Source organism: Bacillus sp. FSL W8-0640, assembly GCF_038007725.1.
Classification (GTDB): Bacteria; Bacillota; Bacilli; order Bacillales; family Bacillaceae_G; genus Bacillus_A; species Bacillus_A cereus.
On the sequence record NZ_JBBOXT010000001.1, the window covers coordinates 2,034,116 to 2,051,115 of the forward strand.

Genomic DNA, 17,000 nt, shown 5'->3' on the forward strand with positions numbered 1-17,000 from the left:
TTTCTAATAAGCTTAGTAAAAGTCAGTTGAAATATGAACTATTTCGACAAAAAAATCAATATACCCTTGACAGTTACAAATATAACAGATATACTTCATATTAATTTCAAAAGAAAATATATTCTAAATATTAAAATGTGTTGAATAGGAGTAGTAAGGTCATGTATTTGTACAGAGAGCTATGGGTTGGTGTGACATAGTCAAATGACATCCTGAACTCGCCTAGGAGCAGTAAGGTGGAACGGAATTACATTCTTAGTAAATCTTAACGGTTAACCTTCGATATTAGGTTTGTAATCAAACGATTACTACTAAGGTGGATTCATAATGGAATCAATAAGGGTGGTACCGCGTTAAGTAAATGGCTTAGCGTCTCTTTATATAGAGATGCTAGGCCATTTTTTTATTATATGGAAGAAGAAATGGAGGGTTTATTTGAATAGGTTTATAAAATTTATTTATTTATATAAAAAGATTTAATTGGGAGGAAAATGAGATGAAACAGACGGAGCAATGGACTTCAAAATTAGGTTTTATAATGGCGGCAGCCGGATCAGCAATTGGACTTGGTGCGATATGGAAGTTCCCTTATATCGCTGGGAAGAGTGGGGGAGGAGCATTCTTTTTAATATTTATATTATTTACTGTTTTAATTGGACTACCGCTACTTATAGCTGAATTTATGATTGGACGCAGTACGCAGAAACAAGCAGTTGGAGCATTTAAAAGCATCGCACCAAATACAGGATGGCATTGGATTGGACGCCTTGGTGTTGGAACTTGTTTTATACTACTTTCGTTTTATAGTGTTGTAGGTGGATGGGTATTAATTTATTTATTCAGAGGAATAACTGGACAACTGATTACTCCAGGACAAAATTACGGTACATTATTTACTGAAACAATTGGGAATCCTGCTTGGGCTATTATGGGACATTTCGCTTTTATGTTCATTACGATATGGGTTGTATCAAAGGGTGTACAAAACGGAATTGAAAAAGCAAGTAAATATATGTTGCCAGCATTGTTCGTTTTATTTGTCGCTCTTATTATTCGTTCGTTAACACTTGATGATGCAATGAAAGGTGTGAAGTTTTTCTTACAACCAGATTTCTCAAAGATTACTTCGGAAAGTATTTTGTTCGCAATGGGGCAATCATTCTTTGCAATTAGTATCGGGATTTCAATTATGGTTACGTATAGTTCCTATTTAAATAAAAAAGAAAGTTTACCAAAATCAGCAATAACAATTGTTGGATTAAATTTATTTGTTTCATTATTTGCAGGTCTTGCTATTTTTCCAGCCGTATTTTCATTAGGAATGGAGCCAACAGAAGGACCTGGATTACTATTTATCGTATTACCATCTGTATTTAGTCAAATCCCATTCGGTGGATTTTTCTTAACAGTATTTCTTGCACTATTTACATTTGCGACATTAACATCAGCATTTTCTCTACTAGAAACTGTTGTTTCAGCATTAGCAAATGGTGAACAAGAAAAGAGAACGAAATTATCATGGCTGATCGGTTTCGGCATTTTCTTGGTAGGTATACCATCAGCGTTATCATTTGGAGTATGGAGTGATATTACGATTTTCGGAAAGAATATTTTTGATGCAGTAGACTTCTTATCTAGTAATATATTAATGCCACTTGGAGCACTATTTATTAGTATTTTCGTTTCATTCAAAATGGAGAAGAAGGTACTAGAAGCAGAGTTTTTTGTAGGTGGAAATTATGGAAAGAAAGTATTTACTTATTGGGCATTTTTACTTCGATTTGTAGCACCACTTGCAATAATTATAGTCTTCTTAAATGTAATAGGGATTATTTAATATTAAATGTTATAATATTCAGTAAAAAAAGGGGTGATGATCATAAAGAAAAATTTGATAGAAGCAGGGAAATATATGAATATTAGAGGGAAAAAGCTATACGTTGAAACACATGGAAATCCTAAAAATAAGCCAGTCTTATACTTGCATGGTGGACCAGGAGAAAGTTGTTATGATTTTTCATTTCATCAATCGGAACGTTTAAAAGATTCTCTATATGTAATTATGATAGATCAAAGAGGTGTTTGTCGCTCAGAAGAAATTACTGAAGACGAAGCTTTTGGATTAAATGATTTGATTGAAGACTGTGAGGAATTAAAAAAAGTATTACAAATTGAGAAGTGGTCTATAATTGGACACTCTTTCGGTGGATATGTAGCATTGCTTTATGCGTCGATATATCCAAGTTCAATAGAGAAAATAATATTTGAAGGACCAACTTTTGATTTTGCATTAACAAGTAGGGCTTTGTTACAAAAGACAGGGCATTTATTAAAAAAGTATGGAAAAGAAGAAGTAGCAGAAGAGTGCTTTGCTTATTCATCTAGCGAGGCTAGTTCAGAAGAGTTGTTAGAAGCTTATATAAGACTAAGCGCTGAATTAGAAGAAAAAAGAATGGAGATTTACAATAATAAGGAAGATAGGACAGATGAGAGTTTATACAGTGATGAAGAGTGGGAAATATTTTCAAATCGCTCCAAAATTCACTTTGATAGATTAAAATTAGAGGGAGCATGTCATACATCATTATTATCAAAAATAAAAGATGTACAAAATCTAATGTTATTAATAGTAGGAAAACATGATGTAGTAACGTGTGAAGAACAAATTAAAACATTTAATAAAGATGCCCGAAACGGCAAGTATATCGTATTTGAAGAGAGCGGTCATTCACCTCATTATGAGGAAGCAGATAGATTTGCAGAAACAGTCATACATTTTTTGAAATGAAGAAAAGGGTGCTTCTATAAATGAGAGGCACCCTTTCTAAATTTCTGGATATGTGATTGTGATGTTAGGCCACTTACTTTGCCAATTCTTTTTTATAACTCTGTTTTTGTACATATGTAATCGTTCTTTCGATTCAAGAAAATGAGCTGTTGGTTTCACTTGTAAGGAAAGGACATCTTCAATACCACATGGGGCTGTTAAGATAACGTTGTTTAGTTCATCAAGTGTAACTCCTAAAGCCGTTGCTGTTTCAGGGAATTTAGAAATAGCATTAACAGAAGAAGAATATGGTGGCATATTATTCACTACATGCATACGAGCTTGATTTTTTACAGACCAAGGGATAGTAGCATCAATATTCATTAATTTCGTTTCTAATGATTGTTCGTATATCTCATCTTGATGTAGACTATCATAATAAATCACATCAACATCAGGCATAGCCGTTTTAGCTTCATAGTCATGTAAAGTATCCCAAATTTTAGAACGAACAAATCCGGCACAAATCCACCAATCAGGTAGCTCTAGTGATTTTGCCATTTGTAATACATTCATCATCCATTCGTCGTTTTCTATTAAGCGAATTATATCTTTCTCTGTTTTGATCTTCATTGATAAATTCACCTTTCTAGTAAATTAATGCATCAGTTCAATAATCCATAAAATCCAGTAAGCACCTGGTACAAATAGCAGTTGTGCTAATAATGTGCCGAGAAGTCTAGAAATCATTAGCCAACCATACATTTTACTCATAGATTCAGCACCGCTTTCTGATTGTAGAGCACGTTCTGTTAAAAGAGCAATGCGTGGATCGAGTAATACAGTTAATAAAATAGTGGCGAAACCATTTACAAGGCCAGAAGCTGTACTTGCATTTGTTGCATAATCTGGATTTAAAAAAGAAGCGTAAAGGGCTGAAAGTACCCCTGCTGTATAAATAGCAGTAGCAAACATGTTAATAAGCATAATACGCTTTGGAATACCACCGATACGCAGTCTATGAATCATTTCTAACTTTGGAAAACGGACATATTTTTTTGTGTACTTTAATTTTTGAATGTTATTCGTTTTCATCATTCGAATGAAAGAACCGTCTGTTTCAAAGTTTTGAATGACATATCCAAATAATTTTGTCAAAGTTGGATAAAGAATGATCGCGATTAATGTACCGATAGAAGCCGATAATAGTACGAGTCGTATAATATGCTCTAAATTAATAGAAGAATCTAGTTTTGCTTCATCGACAATACCACCGATTAAAAAGGCTTGTAGTAAGTTTGATGTTCTTGAAATAAGTAACACCATTCCTACAACAGACAAGGCAACCGCAATCTTCTTTAAACGTACTCCAGCTAATCGAATACTATAAGAGCTTGTTTCAACTGCGTGGATCACAATTGTGAAAGCCATTATAAAAATTAACGTAATTGACATTTGTTTCACCAGTTTCTATTAAAATAATTGTAACTTTTTTACTGTATCATATCTATCGTATTTTGTAACTGAAAGTATGTGACATATGGAAATTGATTTTTCGAAAAAATAGATAATAATAGTATAATAGGGAGAAGTGGAAGAGATGTTAGCACTTATTTATACAGCAAATTAAGTGGAGGAATGAAGCATGTATAAAACATTTCTATTTGATTTAGATGGAACTTTAACGGATCCGAAAGAAGGGATTGTAAACTCGGTTTTATATGCATTAAAAAAAGTAGGAATTGAAGAAGTACATATAAGTGAGTTAGATTCATTTATAGGTCCTCCTATTCAGCAATCATTCATAGAGAGATATAATATGAGTGAAGGAGAGGTTGAACGTGCTGTTTTTTACTTCCGTGAGTATTTAAAGCAGCGTGGATTGTTTGAAAATAATGTATACGAGGGGATTCTGAAGCTCTTGCAACAATTAAAAAGTTCAGGGAATCGCATATTCGTAGCAACTTCAAAGCCCACTGTATTTGCGAAACAAGTTATAGAGCATTTTCGATTAACGAATTATTTCGAAGACATCATTGGAAGTAATTTAGATGGTACGAGAATAAAAAAAGAAGAAATAATTGCTCATATTTTACAAACACATGAAGAACTAAATAAAGAAGAAATGATAATGATTGGTGATAGAAAGCACGATATAATAGGTGCAAATCAGAATGGAATTGCTTCAATTGGTGTTTTATATGGCTATGGCTGTGAAAAAGAACTGACTGAAGTTAGTGCGACCTACATAGTGAAAGATGTTGAAGAACTGTATCATTTTTGTGTAGAGAAAAATTTAATACAGCAGTAAATATAGATTCTAGCAATCCCTTTATAACGTATGACGATGAATTCGTTTCTGTTTAAAGGGATTTTTCATATGTAATCGAATAATTATAATTAGACATTTTTAGCATAAAAATTTGTATGAATAAGAGGAGGGATGTCAGAATTGAAAGGTTAGTAGAAATTTATCAATAAAATTTAGAATATTCTGTTTAATGGAGGGGTAAAATTGGAGTTAGTTATTATATTATTAGCACTAAGTTTACTTATGTTCGTAGCATACAGAGGTTTTTCTGTTATTTTATTCGCGCCGATATTTGCATTATTTGCAGTATTTTTGACAGAACCTAGTTATGTATTACCTTTCTTTTCTAATATCTTTATGGAGAAAATGGTTGGATTTATAAAATTATATTTTCCTGTGTTTTTATTAGGAGCAATATTTGGAAAAGTAGTGGAAATGTCAGGAATTGCAGATTCTATCGCAAAAACAATTATTGAGTTAGTTGGTGAAAAACGTACTATATTAGCGATTGTATTAATGGGGGCTATTTTAACGTATAGTGGTGTTAGTGTGTATGTAGTAGTGTTTGCTGTTTATCCGTTCGCAGCTAAGTTGTTTCGACAAGCTAATATTCCAAAGCGTTTAATCCCTGGAACGATTGTTCTTGGAGCAGTAACGTTTACAATGGATGCGCTACCTGGATCACCACAAATTCAAAATGTAATACCTACAACATTTTTTAAAACGGATATTTATGCTGCACCGATACTTGGGATTGTAGGAGCAATTTTTGTTCTTACATTAGGTTTACTATATTTAGAGAGTAGACGTAAGAAGGCAAAAGCAGCAGGTGAAGGATACTTTGGTTTTAATGATGGAAATACTGAAATGGCAGCATCTGTGCAATTAGAACAAAAAAATATGCCATTAATTAATAACATTGAAATTACAAGAGCACAACAACTTATTGCATTTATACCACTTATTTTAGTAGGTGTAATGAATAAAGTGTTTACTATTATGATACCGAAGTGGTATCCAAGCGGTTTTGATTTTTCTGCAATTGGTATGAAAGCATTTGGAAAAGTAGAATTAAGTGCAGTAGTAGGAATTTGGTCTGTAGAATTGGCACTTATTATAGGGATCTTAACAACGTTATTATTATATTGGAAGCGAGTAGTAACAGGTTTCCAAGCTGGATTGAATACAAGTATTGGTGGAGCGCTACTTGCAACGATGAATACAGGAGCTGAGTTTGGATTCGGTGGTGTCATTGCAGCACTTCCAGGCTTCGCAATTATGAGAGATGGCATCTCTGCTACTTTCACAAATCCGTTAGTGAATGGTGCAGTAACGACGAATATTTTAGCTGGAATTACAGGCTCGGCATCAGGAGGAATGGGAATAGTATTAAGCGCAATGGGAGATAAATTTATTGCAGCGGCCAATCAATTTGATATTCCATTAGAAGTTATGCACCGTATCGTATCAATGGCATCAGGAGGAATGGATACACTACCACATAACGGGGCTATTATTACTATTCTTACAGTAACGGGATTAACACATAAACAGTCATATAAAGATATATTTGCTATTACTATTTTGAAAACGGTTGCTGTATTTTTAGTTATCGCATTCTATACTTTAACAGGACTCTATTAAAAAATTTGAATCGTAAAGATTCATCAAATCGATAATTTATATTATAAAATATTAATTAGGATAAGAAGGGGTGGGGGACTTGCAAGAGGTTTCTGAGTTTCGTATGCCAAAGTCGGTATTATATGGAAGGAATTCGCTTGAAAAACTGGGAGAACAATCAAAAAAGTTAGGGAAAAGAGCTTTTATAGTTACTGATACAATTATGGAGAAATTAGGATATGTTGAAAAGTGTATGCAACAACTAAATAAGAAAGGTATTATTGTTAGCACATATAATAAAGTGGATGCTGAGCCTACAAATATACACGTATTAGAAGCGTTATCTCTTTGTAAAGAGGAAAAGTGCGATTTTATTATCGGTATTGGTGGTGGAAGTTGTATTGATGCTGCGAAAGCGGTAGCGGTTTTATATACAAATGGTGGAGAAGTTGAGGATTATGTCCAAAAGGATATTGAAATAGAAAACAATCCACTACCACTTATTGCAATTCCAACAACTTCTGGTACTGGTTCGGAAGTTACAAGTGTAGCAGTAATTACGAATAAAAAAACAGATGTAAAAATGATGATGAAGCATCCTAGTTTTATACCGAAAGTAGCAATTATAGATCCAGTTTTGACAAGTTCGTTACCACCACAAATTACGGCAGCAACAGGAATAGATGCGTTATGTCATGCGATTGAAGCTTATATTTCTAAATTTTCACAACCACTTACAGATGTACTTGCTCTTTCAGCTATTGAAAGTATTATGAAATATTTACGTATAGCATATGAAGATGGACATAATATGGAGGCAAGAGAAGCGATGATGATTGCTTCCTTACAAGCTGGAATTGCATTTTCGAATGCATCAGTTACATTAGTTCATGGAATGTCAAGGCCAGTGGGAGCATTATTTCATGTACCGCATGGAATATCAAATGCCATACTATTACCTACAGTGTTAGAGTTTACAAAAACAAGTGCAGTGAAAAGGTTAGCAAAAATTGGACGTAACTTAAATAAGGATTTGTATTCGAATTCTGATGAGGAAGTAGCAGACTACACGATTGGGGAAATAAAAAAGCTTTGCTATGATCTTCGTATTCCAAATTTAAAAGAATACGGTATCGATGAAATTGAATTTGAAAATGCTATCTCTAAAATGGCATCAGATGCAATTGAAAGTGGTAGCCCAGCTAATAACCCACGTGTTCCATCATATGATGAAATCAAAGAGTTGTATCGAGAGTGTTTTAATTATAAGTATAAAGAATTTATAAAAATATCAGATTATTAATTTCAGAATATTCTATAAAAATTTCCTTGGAAATGAAAGTACAATTATTCTATATTATTACGTTAAAACAAGACTTTATATTCCAAACTTAAAGTCTTGTTTTATTGTGTATAATATACATAATAAAACGTTGTTATTAGTTTTATAAAAAAAGTTTAGGTAGGTGTTTATATGAAAACGATAGGTCTTATAGGTGGTATGAGTTGGGAATCAACTTCTGAATATTATCGAATTATTAATGAAGAAATAAAAGAGAGATTAGGAGGGCTACATTCAGCAAAATGTTTGATTAATAGTGTGGATTTTGAAGAGATTGAACGATGTCAGTCTAGCGGAAATTGGGATGGTGCTGGAGAAATTCTAGGGAATGCGGCATATTCATTACAAAAGGGAGGAGCAGACTTTATAATCATTTGTACAAATACAATGCATAAGGTAGTTGGAAAAATAAAGGCCAAAATTGATATTCCAGTCTTACATATTGCTGATGCAACTGCAAAAGAAATTAAAAGAAAAGACATTCAAAAGGTTGGTCTGCTTGGAACTAAATATACAATGGAGCAAGATTTCTATAAGTCACGTATTGAAGAGCATGATATAAAAGTAATAGTACCATCAGAAAAAAATAGAAAAGAAATAAATAAAGTAATATATACAGAATTATGTTTAGGAAAAATAGTATCTCAATCTAGAGAATATTATAAAAGAGTCATCGAAGAGTTAGTGCAAAAAGGAGCACAGGGAATCATATTAGGTTGTACAGAAATAGGGTTATTAATAAAGCAAGAAAACGTATCTGTCCCGATATTTGATACAACTCATATACATGCAATTGAAGCAGTCAAGGTAGCTCTAGATAGAGTATAATTATATTATGTAAACTTTATTCGTATATCTGGAAAACATTCAGAAAATATTTTATAATGTAAGTGGTTACATTTAAGGGGGAATGCGTATGTTTTCAGTTCAACCAATCGCATTTGTACATAATGAAAGAAAGGAAATAAAAGATGATGAGTGGGGAGAAGTAAGATCTCGTATAACTTTAACTGAAATGTATGCAGAAGAGAGTATACAAGGGGTTGAAGATTTTTCTCATATTGAAGTTGTTTTTTATTTTCATAAAGTAACTGACGAGCAAATTCAGTATTTTGCTAGACATCCTAGAAATAATAAGGATTATCCTGAAGTAGGTATTTTTGCACAGCGCGGGAAAAATCGCCCAAATCGCATAGGTGTAACAATTGTAAAGGTGATCAAAAGAGAAGGTAAATCAATTATTGTTGAGGGATTAGATGCTATTGATGGCACTCCTATATTGGATATAAAACCAATAATGAAAGAGTTTATGCCGACAGAAGAAATACACCAGCCTAAATGGGCAACGGATATAATGAGACAGTATTGGAAGGGGAATGGAGTAAAATGAGAATATATGAGGCAACAATTGCAGATTTAGATGGACTAGCATCAGTTTTTAATAACTATCGCATGTTTTATAGGCAAGATTCTGATTTAGAAGGGGCAAAAGTATTTTTACGAAATAGAATTGAGAAAAAAGAGTCTGTTATTTTCGTAGCAGTTGAAGACGGCGAATATATTGGGTTCACGCAACTATATCCATCATTTTCTTCTATTTCAATGAAAGAATTATGGATTTTAAATGATTTATTTGTACAAGCGGCGAAGCGTGGAGCCGGAACAGGTAAAAAATTATTAGAAGCTGCTAAAGAATACGCATTAGAAAATGGAGCAAAAGGTGTAAAGCTGCAAACGGAGATTGATAATTTATCAGCACAACGATTATACGCTGAAAATGGTTATTTGAGAGATAATCGTTATTTCCATTACGAATTAACGTTTTAAAAAATTAAGTTGAAAGAGACATTTTCAAGAAAAAGAATTTCTTTGTAATGAGAAATTCTTTTTTATTTTTGCCTAAATTAAAAAACATGACGAAAATAAAACGATATTTGTTTATTGTTAAACAATAAATATTGTGATAAAATTATGTTGCCATTAAATAAGTGAGGTATTGTAAATGAATCTTAAACGAAGTTCAACAACGTTCTTAAAAGTAATTATTTTTCTTGCTGGAATTTCAGTACTTGCTTTATGCATATTTTTAGTGCCGGAAATGGCGAATTTCGCAGCAAATTTGTATCCTAATATTGCTCCGATGAAATATCTTGTTTTCATTGTGATGTATGGAGCAGCTGTGCCTTTTTACGTTGCTCTTTATCAGGCTTTCAATCTTTTACAGTACATTGATGAGAACACAGCGTTCTCGGAATTATCAGTAAAGGCGTTAAAGAATATAAAGCGCTGTGCAATTACAATCAGTGGTTTGTATGTATTAAGTTTGCCACTTTTTCATTTTATAGCGAAAAAAATGGACCCTCCTATTGGGCTAGTGGGACTCATTATCGTTTTTGCTTCGCTCGTTATCGCCGTTTTTGCTGCTATCCTCCAACGACTTCTACAAGAGGCAATTAACATAAAATCAGAAAATGATTTGACGGTCTGAGGTGGCGGATATGACAATCATTATTAATATTGACGTCATGTTAGCAAAACGAAAAATGAGTGTAACGGAGCTTTCGGAGAAGGTTGGAATTACGATGGCGAATCTTTCTATTTTGAAAAATGGGAAAGCAAAAGCGGTTCGTTTTTCAACATTAGAAGCGATATGTAAAGCTTTGGAGTGTCAGCCAGGGGATATTTTGGAGTATAAAAACGATGAGAATACTCAATAAAAGCAGATAACAAATGTAAATAATAGAAGTCAATAAAGAAGGGATAGCCACTAAGCTATTCCTTCTTTACGTTAATTGCTGTTACTAATAAAAAATATAATTTGAATTGCAATGTTTGCGTATCAAAAGGGAACTTGCTACCTTTTGAGGTGATCCGTTTTGTGGAAGACAATTATTTGCCAAAAAGGCTATTTAAACTATGTTTTAAATTATTTCGAGTGAATCAAAAACTTCATTTGTATTATAGTTGATTTAAAACCCAGTTCGTTGCATCTTCAAAGTTATCTGCAATGTAGTTTGGTTCAATATGTGCCCATTTGTCTCGGTACGTATGCAAAGCATCATACCCAGCGCCTGTTCGGACTAGAATCGTAGTCGCATTTACTTTTGCTCCTGCAACAATATCAGTCCAGCGATCACCAACTACAGCACATTGTGTTAAATTAAGTCCATGTTTTTTTGCTGCTTTAAGCAGCATGCCTGTACTTGGTTTACGGCATTCACAACCATCACCGTGTTTATGAGGACATACATAAATATCATCAAAACCGAAGCCTTCTAATTCTTGTACAAAATCGGCTACAGTTGCAATTCCATCTGCGATACCAGGTTGATTTGTGAAAGAGAAAATTTTTATATTTTTAGCTTTTAGTTTTTGCAAGGATGTTTTTGTGAATGGAAATAATGAAAAAGATCCTGGATAATGTATTGTAGTGTCACCACCAATTGTACCGTCACGATCAATGAAAATTGCTTTAATGTTTGTCATAGTTATAGTCCCTTCAATTTATAAGTAGTTTAAAAATGTTTTACAAATCTGTAGCCATTTACTTCATATCCTAATTTTTTGTAAAAAGGATGAGCTTCTACTCTTTTTGTTCCACTAACTAGCCATGTGCCAATGCAATTATGTTTCTTTGCTAATTGCTCGGCATAATCCATCAACACTTGTCCAATGCCTTTCCGTCGTATGTTAGAATCAACGCTAATAATTGAAATCTCTCCATAACGTGTTACATCTTCTAAATTTTCACGTATACGAAATCCAAGTAATCCAAATATAGCTTCTTCTTCCTCGTAAACATATAAAAAATCAAACGGACTCATTTGTACGAATTGTAATCGGTTGTTCATATCTTCATAGGAAATAGAGGAACCTTTTAATTCTTTCGTTAAAGAACAAAGTGCGTCTATATCATCTATCGTTGCTTCACGAATTTGAAAAGACATATTATCCACTCCAATAAAATGTAATCAAACATTTAATATTCTGTTAAAAAATGTTTTTTCCTGCTATGAAAATAAATATTTTATAATGATATATAGATAGTTATATGTTATTCTTTTCCTTGATTGTATTAGAAATGGAAAGAAGGGGAATGCATGTTAAAAGTAAATATCCGCTCAGCTGGATATGAAATAGGCGAAAAAATAATTCATGATATAGCTTTTTCTATCGAAAAAGGTGAACTAGTTGCTCTTATTGGAGCAAATGGTGCTGGGAAGAGTACGACGATTAAAACGATACTCGGATTACTTGTAAATATGGACGGTGAAATATCATTCGGTGAAAAGAAAAATCCGTATGCATACGTACCAGAACATCCAACATACTATGATTACTTGACGCTCTGGGAACATATTGAATTATTAATGGCAGCTCGTGGAAGTGAAATGGGAAGTTGGGAAGAACCAGCGGAACAATTATTACATACTTTTCGAATGAATAAGCATAAACATGAGTATTTATCAAAATTTTCAAAAGGCATGAAACAAAAATCGATGCTAATATTGGCGTTTTTAACTGAGCCAGATTTTTATATCATTGACGAACCTTTTATCGGTTTAGATCCGGTAGCTACGAAAGAGTTTTTAAATTATTTATATAAAGAAAAAGAGCGCGGGGCAGGAATTTTACTTTGTACGCACGTATTAGATACTGCTGAAAAAATTTGTGAAAGATTTTTACTCATTTCACAAGGTACATTAGTCGCAGATGGACATTTAGAATCTATTCAAATATTAGCGGAAATGCCGGGTAGTTCATTATTAGACTGCTTTGATGTAATTGTAAGGCGTGAACAACATGATTAAACAACAATTTTATAAGAGATTACGCCATGAACTTGAGCGGAAATGGAAGTCTATACGTTCGGTAACAGATTGGACAGTCGCATTATATATTATTATTCCAGCACTTATATTTATGGGAATCTATTATCGATCGCTATGGATAAATGAATTATCAACGGAAGAGACGATTTATTTCGGATTAGGATTACTCGCATTTTATCTAGTAGCATATCCAAGAGGAGTTCGTTCATTTTTTGAGCAAGCGGATAGTTTATTTTTAATTTCGTATGCAACACATATGCGAAAATTAGTCCAGTATGGCATGATGTACACATTTGTTCGAATAGCGATAACGAATATAATAGTAGTCGTTATTATGTTACCGGTGTTGATGAAAAGTATCGAAGTAACAGAGATACAAGTCCTATTATTTTGGGTATTCTTTACTATATTTCGATTTATGTTGTCGTTGTTAACGAGATTTGTTCATGTACATGTGGGGAAACGATGGGTTTTATGGATTGTAAAAAATGTAGTATTTTCTATGAGCGTGTCCTTTTTTGGAATTAGTTTATTTTTTATTTATAAAAATCCGTTGTATTCAATTTTATTTATCGGTCTAGTAATTTTCTTAAGTAGTGTATTAGTAAAAGAGAAAATGAATTATAAAAAGTTCTTTTTTAAAGAAATCGAGAAAGAAAAGGAGGAAAGCATGCGCTGGACGAGCGGAATTATGCAAGTTGGTGGTCATGCGGCTAAACCGAGTAGTTCGAATAAAAAACCGTGGATGTTTCCGCGCTCTAAAAGACTTTTAGGGAAAAAAGCTGATTCTCGTATTGTCGAATCTTTTTTGAAAGAATTTTTCCGTACAAGTACTGCACGAATATTTTATATTCAAATTGTATGTATCAGTACTGCAAGTATAATTATGACTCCAAGGTGGATTGCAGCTATTGTTCTCGTATTTGCTGTAGTTGCAATTTCTTGCTATGCACGTGATTATTGGAATGAATTTACGAATAAGATGTTTCTTCGTTTATATTGTGATGAAGGGAAATTACTATTGTTAAGATGGAAGGCAGATTGTTATTTACTACTACCAGCAATACTTTTATATGGAATAGTTATACTTTCACAGTTTTATTTATTGCCAGCTGTGGTAGGCAGCGTTGTTTTTATTTTATTAATTGTATGGATTGTATTTCTACCATTAAAAAAGAGCCATTGACGGCTCTTTTTCTAGTCTGTAACACATTGATAAATAAAATATACTAAAACGAGTATGCTTGCGGCGGAATACATGACATCTAAAGTCATTCAAGTGCCTCCTCAATATCGTGGTATTAATATTGTATGAAATCTTACAATTTCATATTCAAGTGAAAAATATGTGAACGTTAACAAAATTGTAAAGTGCAAAAATTACAATCATTTTGTATAATAGAAGAAACCACCGTTATATAAAAAATAATGAGTGAAAGGGGAGGGAACATAAATGCCAAATTGGTTTAGAAAAACCTTAGTCGCATTAATTACCGTATTTACATTTGGTTTAGTGACGCCTCCTTCCATATTGCTTGATAATGCCAAAGCTGCGGACAAGCCTACGAGCACAGCTGGGCAACAAAGTTTGGAGAGTACGTCCTATACATATGAAGAAACGAATGACAGGTTAACCACCGATACTTTTATTACTTATGCGATGCAAGAAGCAGAGAAGCAGTCGATGCAAAAGTTTGGTACTAAAATTGGTCCAGTAATTGAAGATGAATTTAAAGATGTAATATTACCAAAGATTGAAGAGGCAATTGCTGAGCTTGCTAGTGATGTACCAGAAGATTCACTACAATCATTAGCGATTTCTCAAAAACCAGCTGGTGGGAATAATGAAAAGATTTTTCATGTCTACGATACGAAATCAGGAAATGATTTATTGCGTTTCCATGTAAGAAGAGATCATCCACCGCAAGATGGTTATTATTTTAATTTCCATTATCATCGTTTTGATGATGGATACTCAGGACATCATGAGTTAGGAAATATTTATTGGAATACGAATGTACCGCCGAAATGGCTTTCTTAAAAAGAACAAGAGAAAATCTTGTTCTTTTTTATTTTTATAGAAGGGACAGACAACCATGTTGTTGAATAACATAGGTTTAGAAAAAAGAAGCAAAGGGAGTATGGGAATGCAAAAATATATTGTTTTTGACTTTGATGGCACATTAGTAGATTCACAAAATATATTTGTACCAATTTATAATCAAATTGCTGAAAAGCACGGATATAAAACGGTAAGAGAAGAAGAAATTGAGTATTTACGCAAGTTAACGATGGCGGAGAGATGTAAACAACTCGATGTACCACTGTATAAACTACCGATATTAGCGCTGGAGTTTTATAAATTGTATCAACCTGCTATAAAAGATCTTATTTTGTTCCATGGGATGAAGGAAGTATTAGATGAACTACATAAAAAAGGCTACGGAATTGCAGTCATATCATCGAACTCAGAAGAGCATATTCGGGCGTTTTTACAAAAGAATGATATAGAAAATATACAAGAAGTGTATTGTTCTAAAAATTTGTTCGGTAAAGACAAGATGATAAAAAGATTTTTAAAATCGAAAAAGATAACAGAGAAAGATATGTTATATGTCGGTGATGAACAGCGAGACGTAGCAGCGTGTAAAAAGGCTGGAGTGAACGTAATTTGGGTATCTTGGGGATATGATGTTATTGAAACAGTGAAAAAAGATGCACCAGATTACATGGTTCATAAGCCGATGGAAATTGTGCAAGTAGTACAAGGAGCGTATTCTTAATATGAATACACTGCGAGCAGGCATTCATCATATTGAATTTTGGGTAGCAAATTTAGAGGAGTCCATTTCTTTTTATAATAAGTTGTTCTCCATAATTGGGTGGAGAAAGTTAAATGAAGTAGCATATAGCACAGGAGAAAGTGAAATATACTTTAAAGAAGTAGATGAGGAAATTGTAAGGACGTTAGGGCCTAGACATATTTGTTATCAAGCTATTCATAGAGAAGTAGTTGATGAAGTAGCAGATTTTCTTTCTAGTACGAAAGTGAAGGTAATACGTGGTCCAATTGAAATGAATCATTATTCGGAAGGTTACTATACGATTGATTTTTACGATCCGAATGGATTTATTGTAGAAGTTGCCTATACACCAAATGCAGAAATGTAAGGGGAATAGATATGAAGATAATTACAGCACGGCAAAGCAATATACAAATAGTAAAAGATGCAGCGAATATTGAAGAAATTTCTAAAGGTTTCTCTCCAGATAAGAAATATGTAATTACGAATGCAAATAATGAAAAATATTTATTTCGGACAGGCGATATAAAAGAGTATGAAAGAAAGAAAATAGAGTTTCAAATTTTAAATGAAATGGTAAAACGTAACGTACAGGCACAAAGGCCAATTGAAATAGGTATATTGGAAGAAGAAGGTGTATGCTATAGTATTTTTTCATATTTAGAAGGGGAAGATGCGAAGAAGCTATTGCCTACGTATTCACCAAAAGAACAATATGATATTGGTATAGAGGCAGGAAAAGATTTAGCAAAAATGCATACATTTGAAGCTCCTAAGGATATACTTCCATGGTATGAAAGAGCTATGAAAAAACATAGTAAATATGTAGAGGTATACAAAACATGCGGAATAAAAATAAAAAATGATGATAAAATCATAAAGTTTATAGAAGAAAATGAAATATATTTAAAGAGCCGCCCGAATCGATTTCAACACGATGATTTTCATTTAGAAAATATAATTGTACGGGATGGAAAATATGTAGGTGTTGTTGATTTTAATGGCTATGACTGGGGCGACCCAATTCATGATTTCGTAAAAATTGCACTGTTTGCAAGGGATATTAGTATTCCGTATTCAATCGGACAAATAGAAGGATACTTTAATAGGAAAATACCAGAGGAGTTCTGGAAATTATACACGGTGTACGTTGGCATGACAGTTTTCTCCTCAGTTGTCTGGACATTACGAGCAGCGCCGCATATGTTAGATGATATGTTAGAGCGTCTTACTATAGTTTTAGAGGATCATAATAACTTTGAGTTATCGAAGCCAATTTGGTTTCAACCAGATAAGATTGATATGAAATAGAAAAGGTAGG

Annotated in this window: 20 protein-coding genes and 1 other annotated feature; of the genes, 16 read left to right on the plus strand and 4 right to left on the minus strand. The window is 33.2% G+C overall.

All coding sequences use genetic code 11. The features are described from left to right. Positions 1-131 precede the first annotated feature (131 nt). Positions 132-380 (plus strand) — a binding site (T-box leader). A gap of 116 nt (positions 381-496) precedes the next feature. After that, on the plus strand, positions 497-1,837 hold the full coding sequence (locus tag N2V80_RS10620) for a sodium-dependent transporter (protein ID WP_000814538.1): 1,341 nt from the start codon (positions 497-499) through the stop codon (positions 1,835-1,837). 75 nt (positions 1,838-1,912) lie between these two features. Continuing rightward, entirely contained in the window at positions 1,913-2,788 is an 876-nt protein-coding gene (locus N2V80_RS10625) for an alpha/beta fold hydrolase (RefSeq protein WP_025966775.1), read from the plus strand. A 36-nt stretch (positions 2,789-2,824) separates the two neighbouring features. On the opposite strand, the gene N2V80_RS10630 is transcribed toward N2V80_RS10625, so the two are convergent. Together N2V80_RS10630 and N2V80_RS10635 are read right to left on the minus strand one after the other, a co-directional pair. Next, positions 2,825-3,400 (minus strand): nucleotidyltransferase family protein, encoded by a 576-nt coding sequence (locus tag N2V80_RS10630; RefSeq protein WP_000695357.1) that lies wholly within the window; start codon positions 3,398-3,400, stop codon positions 2,825-2,827. A gap of 24 nt (positions 3,401-3,424) precedes the next feature. Next, a complete protein-coding gene (locus tag N2V80_RS10635; RefSeq protein WP_000028915.1) occupies positions 3,425-4,222 on the minus strand; it encodes a lipid II flippase Amj family protein in 798 nt (265 codons plus the stop codon). A gap of 190 nt (positions 4,223-4,412) precedes the next feature. On the opposite strand from N2V80_RS10635, the gene N2V80_RS10640 reads away from it, so the two are divergent. The 8 genes from N2V80_RS10640 to N2V80_RS10675 all read left to right on the plus strand — a co-directional run bounded on the left by N2V80_RS10640 (position 4,413) and on the right by N2V80_RS10675 (position 10,760). Then, entirely contained in the window at positions 4,413-5,078 is a 666-nt protein-coding gene (locus N2V80_RS10640) for an HAD family hydrolase (RefSeq protein ID WP_030025512.1), read from the plus strand. Between the two features lie 204 nt (positions 5,079-5,282). After that, on the plus strand, positions 5,283-6,722 hold the full coding sequence (locus N2V80_RS10645) for a GntP family permease (protein ID WP_000424329.1): 1,440 nt from the start codon (positions 5,283-5,285) through the stop codon (positions 6,720-6,722). Positions 6,723-6,801: 79 nt separating this feature from the next. Continuing rightward, a complete protein-coding gene (locus tag N2V80_RS10650) occupies positions 6,802-8,004 on the plus strand; it encodes an iron-containing alcohol dehydrogenase (protein ID WP_001158668.1) in 1,203 nt (400 codons plus the stop codon). Positions 8,005-8,175: 171 nt separating this feature from the next. After that, positions 8,176-8,871, plus strand: a complete 696-nt coding sequence (locus N2V80_RS10655; RefSeq protein WP_030025515.1) for an aspartate/glutamate racemase family protein — start codon at positions 8,176-8,178, stop codon at positions 8,869-8,871. A gap of 88 nt (positions 8,872-8,959) precedes the next feature. Then, complete coding sequence (locus N2V80_RS10660) at positions 8,960-9,433, plus strand: SAM-dependent methyltransferase (protein WP_000493255.1); 474 nt, start codon at positions 8,960-8,962, stop codon at positions 9,431-9,433. After that, positions 9,430-9,870 (plus strand): GNAT family N-acetyltransferase, encoded by a 441-nt coding sequence (locus N2V80_RS10665; RefSeq protein ID WP_001223866.1) that lies wholly within the window; start codon positions 9,430-9,432, stop codon positions 9,868-9,870. The genes N2V80_RS10660 and N2V80_RS10665 overlap by 4 nt, the downstream gene beginning before the upstream one ends. Positions 9,871-10,045: 175 nt before the next feature. Beyond that, positions 10,046-10,531: a DUF2975 domain-containing protein gene (locus N2V80_RS10670; protein WP_001050149.1), complete on the plus strand. Its 486-nt coding sequence runs from the start codon at positions 10,046-10,048 to the stop codon at positions 10,529-10,531. A gap of 10 nt (positions 10,532-10,541) precedes the next feature. Beyond that, positions 10,542-10,760, plus strand: a complete 219-nt coding sequence (locus tag N2V80_RS10675; protein ID WP_000152534.1) for a helix-turn-helix domain-containing protein — start codon at positions 10,542-10,544, stop codon at positions 10,758-10,760. Between the two features lie 241 nt (positions 10,761-11,001). Here the strand turns inward: N2V80_RS10675 and N2V80_RS10680 are convergent, their stop codons facing one another. Both N2V80_RS10680 and N2V80_RS10685 read right to left on the minus strand, forming a co-directional pair. After that, positions 11,002-11,529, minus strand: a complete 528-nt coding sequence (locus tag N2V80_RS10680; protein ID WP_000181772.1) for an HAD-IIIA family hydrolase — start codon at positions 11,527-11,529, stop codon at positions 11,002-11,004. A gap of 29 nt (positions 11,530-11,558) precedes the next feature. Next, a complete protein-coding gene (locus tag N2V80_RS10685) occupies positions 11,559-11,990 on the minus strand; it encodes a GNAT family N-acetyltransferase (RefSeq protein WP_000009776.1) in 432 nt (143 codons plus the stop codon). A gap of 153 nt (positions 11,991-12,143) precedes the next feature. Between N2V80_RS10685 and N2V80_RS10690 the strand changes: the two genes are divergently transcribed. From N2V80_RS10690 to N2V80_RS10715, 6 genes are all read left to right on the plus strand, one after another. Further along, positions 12,144-12,854, plus strand: coding sequence for an ABC transporter ATP-binding protein (locus tag N2V80_RS10690; RefSeq protein ID WP_061655198.1), 711 nt, complete (start codon positions 12,144-12,146; stop codon positions 12,852-12,854). After that, entirely contained in the window at positions 12,847-14,061 is a 1,215-nt protein-coding gene (locus N2V80_RS10695; RefSeq protein ID WP_098560053.1) for an ABC transporter permease, read from the plus strand. The genes N2V80_RS10690 and N2V80_RS10695 overlap by 8 nt, the downstream gene beginning before the upstream one ends. Positions 14,062-14,328: 267 nt before the next feature. Next, a complete protein-coding gene (locus N2V80_RS10700; RefSeq protein ID WP_001134421.1) occupies positions 14,329-14,916 on the plus strand; it encodes a YpjP family protein in 588 nt (195 codons plus the stop codon). Positions 14,917-15,022: 106 nt separating this feature from the next. Further along, on the plus strand, positions 15,023-15,658 hold the full coding sequence (locus tag N2V80_RS10705; RefSeq protein ID WP_001987851.1) for an HAD family hydrolase: 636 nt from the start codon (positions 15,023-15,025) through the stop codon (positions 15,656-15,658). A 1-nt stretch (position 15,659) separates the two neighbouring features. After that, on the plus strand, positions 15,660-16,046 hold the full coding sequence (locus tag N2V80_RS10710; protein ID WP_001094668.1) for a VOC family protein: 387 nt from the start codon (positions 15,660-15,662) through the stop codon (positions 16,044-16,046). A gap of 11 nt (positions 16,047-16,057) precedes the next feature. Continuing rightward, positions 16,058-16,990 (plus strand): aminoglycoside phosphotransferase family protein, encoded by a 933-nt coding sequence (locus tag N2V80_RS10715; RefSeq protein ID WP_000692082.1) that lies wholly within the window; start codon positions 16,058-16,060, stop codon positions 16,988-16,990. The last annotated feature ends 10 nt before the right edge of the window (positions 16,991-17,000 follow it).

What these genes read in the sequence shown, in the direction of transcription:
- N2V80_RS10680 (WP_000181772.1), bottom strand. Translation starts at nt 11,529, where the DNA reads ATGACAAACATTAAAGCAATTTTCATTGATCGTGACGGTACAATTGGT.
- N2V80_RS10670 (WP_001050149.1), top strand. Translation starts at nt 10,046, where the DNA reads ATGAATCTTAAACGAAGTTCAACAACGTTCTTAAAAGTAATTATTTTT.
- N2V80_RS10690 (WP_061655198.1), top strand. Translation starts at nt 12,144, where the DNA reads ATGTTAAAAGTAAATATCCGCTCAGCTGGATATGAAATAGGCGAAAAA.
- N2V80_RS10665 (WP_001223866.1), top strand. Translation starts at nt 9,430, where the DNA reads ATGAGAATATATGAGGCAACAATTGCAGATTTAGATGGACTAGCATCA.
- N2V80_RS10675 (WP_000152534.1), top strand. Translation starts at nt 10,542, where the DNA reads ATGACAATCATTATTAATATTGACGTCATGTTAGCAAAACGAAAAATG.
- N2V80_RS10685 (WP_000009776.1), bottom strand. Translation starts at nt 11,990, where the DNA reads ATGTCTTTTCAAATTCGTGAAGCAACGATAGATGATATAGACGCACTT.
- N2V80_RS10640 (WP_030025512.1), top strand. Translation starts at nt 4,413, where the DNA reads ATGTATAAAACATTTCTATTTGATTTAGATGGAACTTTAACGGATCCG.
- N2V80_RS10630 (WP_000695357.1), bottom strand. Translation starts at nt 3,400, where the DNA reads ATGAAGATCAAAACAGAGAAAGATATAATTCGCTTAATAGAAAACGAC.
- N2V80_RS10660 (WP_000493255.1), top strand. Translation starts at nt 8,960, where the DNA reads ATGTTTTCAGTTCAACCAATCGCATTTGTACATAATGAAAGAAAGGAA.
- N2V80_RS10695 (WP_098560053.1), top strand. Translation starts at nt 12,847, where the DNA reads ATGATTAAACAACAATTTTATAAGAGATTACGCCATGAACTTGAGCGG.
- N2V80_RS10620 (WP_000814538.1), top strand. Translation starts at nt 497, where the DNA reads ATGAAACAGACGGAGCAATGGACTTCAAAATTAGGTTTTATAATGGCG.
- N2V80_RS10710 (WP_001094668.1), top strand. Translation starts at nt 15,660, where the DNA reads ATGAATACACTGCGAGCAGGCATTCATCATATTGAATTTTGGGTAGCA.
- N2V80_RS10625 (WP_025966775.1), top strand. Translation starts at nt 1,913, where the DNA reads ATGAATATTAGAGGGAAAAAGCTATACGTTGAAACACATGGAAATCCT.
- N2V80_RS10700 (WP_001134421.1), top strand. Translation starts at nt 14,329, where the DNA reads ATGCCAAATTGGTTTAGAAAAACCTTAGTCGCATTAATTACCGTATTT.
- N2V80_RS10715 (WP_000692082.1), top strand. Translation starts at nt 16,058, where the DNA reads ATGAAGATAATTACAGCACGGCAAAGCAATATACAAATAGTAAAAGAT.
- N2V80_RS10635 (WP_000028915.1), bottom strand. Translation starts at nt 4,222, where the DNA reads ATGTCAATTACGTTAATTTTTATAATGGCTTTCACAATTGTGATCCAC.
- N2V80_RS10655 (WP_030025515.1), top strand. Translation starts at nt 8,176, where the DNA reads ATGAAAACGATAGGTCTTATAGGTGGTATGAGTTGGGAATCAACTTCT.
- N2V80_RS10705 (WP_001987851.1), top strand. Translation starts at nt 15,023, where the DNA reads ATGCAAAAATATATTGTTTTTGACTTTGATGGCACATTAGTAGATTCA.